Annotated in this window: 5 protein-coding genes; 2 read left to right on the forward strand and 3 right to left on the reverse strand. The window is 75.1% G+C overall.

The features are described from left to right. Nucleotides 1-1,459 (reverse strand): fused MFS/spermidine synthase (locus VGR37_02500; GenBank protein HEV2146261.1); only part of this gene is annotated, 1,459 nt, incomplete at its 3' end. Next, nucleotides 1,440-1,919, reverse strand: coding sequence for a flavin reductase family protein (locus VGR37_02505; GenBank protein HEV2146262.1), 480 nt, complete (start codon nucleotides 1,917-1,919; stop codon nucleotides 1,440-1,442). The genes VGR37_02500 and VGR37_02505, both read right to left, overlap by 20 nt. A gap of 129 nt (nucleotides 1,920-2,048) precedes the next feature. Here VGR37_02505 and VGR37_02510 point away from each other — a divergent pair, with 129 nt between their 5' ends. After that, nucleotides 2,049-3,062 (forward strand): hypothetical protein, encoded by a 1,014-nt coding sequence (locus tag VGR37_02510; protein ID HEV2146263.1) that lies wholly within the window; start codon nucleotides 2,049-2,051, stop codon nucleotides 3,060-3,062. A gap of 196 nt (nucleotides 3,063-3,258) precedes the next feature. Here the strand turns inward: VGR37_02510 and VGR37_02515 are convergent, their stop codons facing one another. Further along, a complete protein-coding gene (locus VGR37_02515; GenBank protein HEV2146264.1) occupies nucleotides 3,259-3,858 on the reverse strand; it encodes a 5-formyltetrahydrofolate cyclo-ligase in 600 nt (199 codons plus the stop codon). A gap of 95 nt (nucleotides 3,859-3,953) precedes the next feature. Between VGR37_02515 and VGR37_02520 the strand changes: the two genes are divergently transcribed. Further along, nucleotides 3,954-4,196 carry a hypothetical protein gene (locus tag VGR37_02520; GenBank protein HEV2146265.1) on the forward strand — a complete coding sequence of 81 codons (243 nt, stop codon included), beginning with the start codon at nucleotides 3,954-3,956 and terminating at the stop codon, nucleotides 4,194-4,196. The last annotated feature ends 28 nt before the right edge of the window (nucleotides 4,197-4,224 follow it).

The following is a 4,224-nucleotide window of genomic DNA, read 5'->3' on the forward strand; positions in this document are numbered from 1 at the left end:
CTCCCCCGGAGGGCGCGGCGCTTCGCTCTCCCCGGGGCGCCAGGTCGCGGAAGACCGTGGTCCCCGCCGGCCGCGGCCACTCCGCCCGCGGCCACCGCGCGAAGGTCCCCGCCCGCTCCGGGAAGCGGTGCTCCGCCTCCGCCGCGCACGCCAGCAGGAAGTTCTGCCGCTCCGGGTAGTCGCGCCCCAGGTGGAGGTACAGCTCCGTGGACGGGAACACCTCGCACGCCGTGCGCAGCGTGGACCAGAGCCGCAGGCTCCCCTCCCCCGCCGCCGTCCCGATCACGTTGAGCGCCAGCGTCCCCCCGGGGCGCAGGAGACCTCGCATCCGGGCGAGCGCCTCCACGCTCACCAGCGAGTGCGGGAGCGCCTCGCCCCCGCCGTACACGTCCACGTAGATCCGGTCGAAGCCCTCCGCCCCGCCGGCCGCCCAGGCGTCCACGGCCGCGCGCGCGTCCCCGTGCACCGACGCGACCCCGTGCTCCGGGCGCAGCCCGAACCAGCGGTACGCCACGCGCGTCACCTCCGGGTCCAGCTCCACCACGGTGATCCGGGCCGTCGGGTCGCGCTCCGCCACCCGCCGCGGGAGGGTGTACGCCCCGCCCCCCAGGAACAGGTACGCGTCGCCGCGGCGGGCCACCTCCGCCAGCCATCGCTCCCCCGCCGCCACGTAGGCGAAGGTGGGGGCGCCGCTCCGCACCAGCTCCCCGGACTCGATCTCGTCGTCCTGGTAGAGGGTGCGGTCCGGCTGCCGCTCCCCCGAGTACGTGGTCTCCACCACGCGCAGCGTGCCGTAGGGCGTCTCCGTCTCGTACACCACGCGCTCCTCCGGCCCGGCGCGCTGCGCGCGGGGGAAGAGCAGCGGCGAGGTCAGCAGCGCGGCGGCCCCCAGCAGCAGGGGGCCGGGGTCCAGCTTGGGGATGAGGAAAAAGCCGGACGCCAGCGCGCCCACCGCGAAGCCGGCCAGCACGCCCACGGCGACGGCGCCGAGCGCCCGGCGCGCCGGGCCTTCACCGCCCTCTCCCAGCGGGTCCTCCTCCCCCTCCGCCCAGCCGATCAGCGCGGGGAGGAGGAAGCCGATGGCGTACACGGGGACCGCCACCAGGAAGAGGAGCCCGAGCACGCGCAGCGCCTCGCCCTGCCGCCCCAGGCGGCTGAGGATGCCGAGCACGGTGGCGAAGACGCCCGCCGCGCCCACCGAGATCCCGGCGAAGAGCCAGCGGCCGGCCAGCGAGACGCGCTCCTCCTCGTCCGGCGGGACCCCGGCCCAGAGCCCGGCGCCCAGCGCCACCGCGAAGGTGGCGATCACCGCGGCCGATGCGGCGAGCGCCCCCTCGGTGCGGAAGAGGACGAGGGCGCCCCCGGCCGTCGCCACCACGCCGAGCGCAAGCCCCACCAGCACGGCCCGCAGCACCACGGGCCAGCCGGGGCGTCGGCGCTCAGGGGACGAAGCGTCCATACCCCCCCCGGTAGTAGACCAGCGGTGTCCCCTCGCGGGCGTCCGCCGCCACGACCTCGCCGAGGAAGATGGTGTGGTCGCCCCCCTGCAGCTCCTGGGCGACCCGGCAGTCCAGCCACGCCAGCGCGCCCTCCAGGACGGGCGCCCCGGTGCGCTCCTCGCGCCACGCAACGCCCCGGAACTTGTCCTCCACCCCCCAGGTGGCGAAGCGGCGGGACAGGCTCTCGCCTCCCTCCTCCTCCAGGACGTTGATGGCGAACCGCCCCGCCGCCCGGATGCAGTCGTGGGTGTCCGCGCCGTGCTCCACGCACACCAGCACCAGCACCGGGTCCACGGACACGGAGCACACCGCGTTGGCCGTGAGGCCGCACGGCTCACCGTTCGGCTGCACCGTGGTGACCACCGTCACGCCGCTGGCGAAGTGCCCCATCACCCGCCGGAACTCGATTGGATCGATCATTCAGCCTGGCAGAGCCCCCGATAAGTCCGTACCTTGCTCGTCGCGCCTCACGGGGGCGCAGGTGGCCGGTTCCTTGCTTCTCCCGGCGCCGGAAGCCCGTCCCCAGGACAGAAACATCCCAGGTCGCCCATGCGAATTGCGACAGGGTCCCGGCTCGGGACCGCCGCGCTCCTGATTGTAACCGCTCTCCCCGCCTGCGACAACGTGGGTTGGGGCGGCGCGGACGTGCAGATCGTGCCGCCCCCGCCGCCGGGCGGCGCCGTACAGGTGGCGCCGGACGCACAGACCTTCGCGGACCTGGGGCTCCCCTCGGGGACGGTGCTCTTCCACGTGACCCGCGGCGAGGGCGCCACGCAGGTGGTTCCCGTCGCCGAGGTCTCGGGCGACTCGCTGCGGACGCTGCGCCGCCCGGCCGGCGTGGCGCCGGAGGCGTACGAGAGCCGCTTCCGGCAGGCGGTGCTGGAGCCGGGCGCGCAGCTGGAGCTCTTCCGGCGGGGCGCCTCGGTGGGGACGCTGACGCTGGCCGGGGCCGGCCCCGCGACCGCCTGCGGGATCCCCACCGCCACCGGGAACGCGACCACGGTCGCCGCGGCGGCGGACGCGAACGAGTTCATCGCCTTCCGACGGGGCCTGGCCCCCGAGGTACGCGGCGAGTACAGCCCGCCGCAGGTCACCGGCAGCATGCGCACCTTCGCCAGCATCGTCGCCGAGCGGCTGGTGCTGCAGAACGGCCTCCCGCGGCCGCGGAGCTGGCCGGGAGCGCAGCGCGACATGCAGCCCATCGAGGTGACGGGGGGCGGCAACCCCGAGATGGCCGCCACCTACCTGGTGGGCGACCGCCTGGCGGTGGGGCCGGCGGAGGGGGAGGGGTACAGCGTTTTCTACGTGGCCGGGTACGAGACACGCACCGGGTACACGCCCTTCTACCAGGAGGTGCGCGACTACCGCCGCACCGGGAAGGCCGCGCCGCGCCTGCTGGACTACCTGGACTGGAACGGTTCCGGCGAGGCGGACGTCCTGGTGCAGGTGTACGGCCCGAACGAGGCCTGGTACGAAGCGATCTCCCGCGACCGGGGCGGGCGGTGGCAGAAGGTCTGGGAGGGCCCGCGCTGCCGCGGCGAGGGTGGCTCGCAGGAGCGGTAGACGGAACACAAGGAAAGGTCGGGTTCGGGCGTGTCCCCGGCTGGGCCCCCACCCGGCTCGCTTTAGGCTCGCCACCCTCCCCCATTCTGGGGGAGGGCTGACGGCTCCGGGCAGTCCAGCCCCTCTCCCACTTGGGAGAGGGTGGCGGCTCTCGGGCCGCCGGGTGAGGGCCTACAACGGCGCCCGCCTTTCGCACTCACGCACTCCCGTACTCCCGCCCCTCTCCCCGCCACACCTCCCGCTCCGTCACCACCGCATCCAGCCGCGCGTCCCAGGGCTCCGTCGGCACCGCGTCCACCTCCTGCGCGGCGAAGAAGAGGCCGCAGCGGAAGCCGCGCCACCCCGGGTCGGCGAAGAGGCGGTCGTAGTACCCCGCCCCGCGCCCGATCCGCCCGCCGCTCCGGTCCCAGCCCAGCCCCGGCACCAGTACCGCGTCCACCTCCCCCACGTGCACGAGCGGGCAGGTCGTCTCGTCCGGCTCGCGGATCCCGTAGGCGCCCTCGCGCAGCGCCTCCAGCCGCTCCAGCGCGTGCAGCGTCAGGGTGCGGGTACCGGTGACGCAGCGCGGGTAGACCACGGTGAGGCCGCGCCGCAGGGCGTCGCGCGCCACGGCGTCGGTGGGCATCTCGCCGGGGAGCGAGGCGTAGAGGAGGAGGACGCGCGCGCCGGCCACCTCCGGAACCGTCCACACCCGCGCCCCGGCCGCGCGCCCGGCGGCGTCCCGCTCGGCGGGGGCGAGGGCGCGGAGCCGCTCGCGCAGGGCGCGGCGCACCGCGTCTTTTTCCGGTGCCGTCATCGTGCGAAGGGTCTTGAAGTTGCGTGGACCGCCTGCGCCCGCACCGCGCTCACCGGCCGGGCCCTGACGAGAAACCATCCACCGGAGAACGAGCGATGAGCCAGGAAACGGGCAGCACCGGCACGCGGGACGTGACGTACAACCTGGTCAGCATCCTGTACCACGCGCTCCAGGGGGCCGAAACGTACGACCAGTACATCCGGGACGCCGAGGAGGGAGGCGACCAGGACCTCGCCCAGTTCTTCCGCGACGTGAAGCGGGAGAACGCGCAGCGCGCCGAGCGGGCCAAGCAGATCCTGCACCGGCGGCTGCACGACGAGACGGGCGCCGGCCGGTAGCAGCCCCCCCGCGGGTCCGGGCAAGCCC

This window comes from Longimicrobiaceae bacterium (assembly GCA_035936415.1).
GTDB lineage: Bacteria > Gemmatimonadota > Gemmatimonadetes > Longimicrobiales > Longimicrobiaceae > JAFAYN01.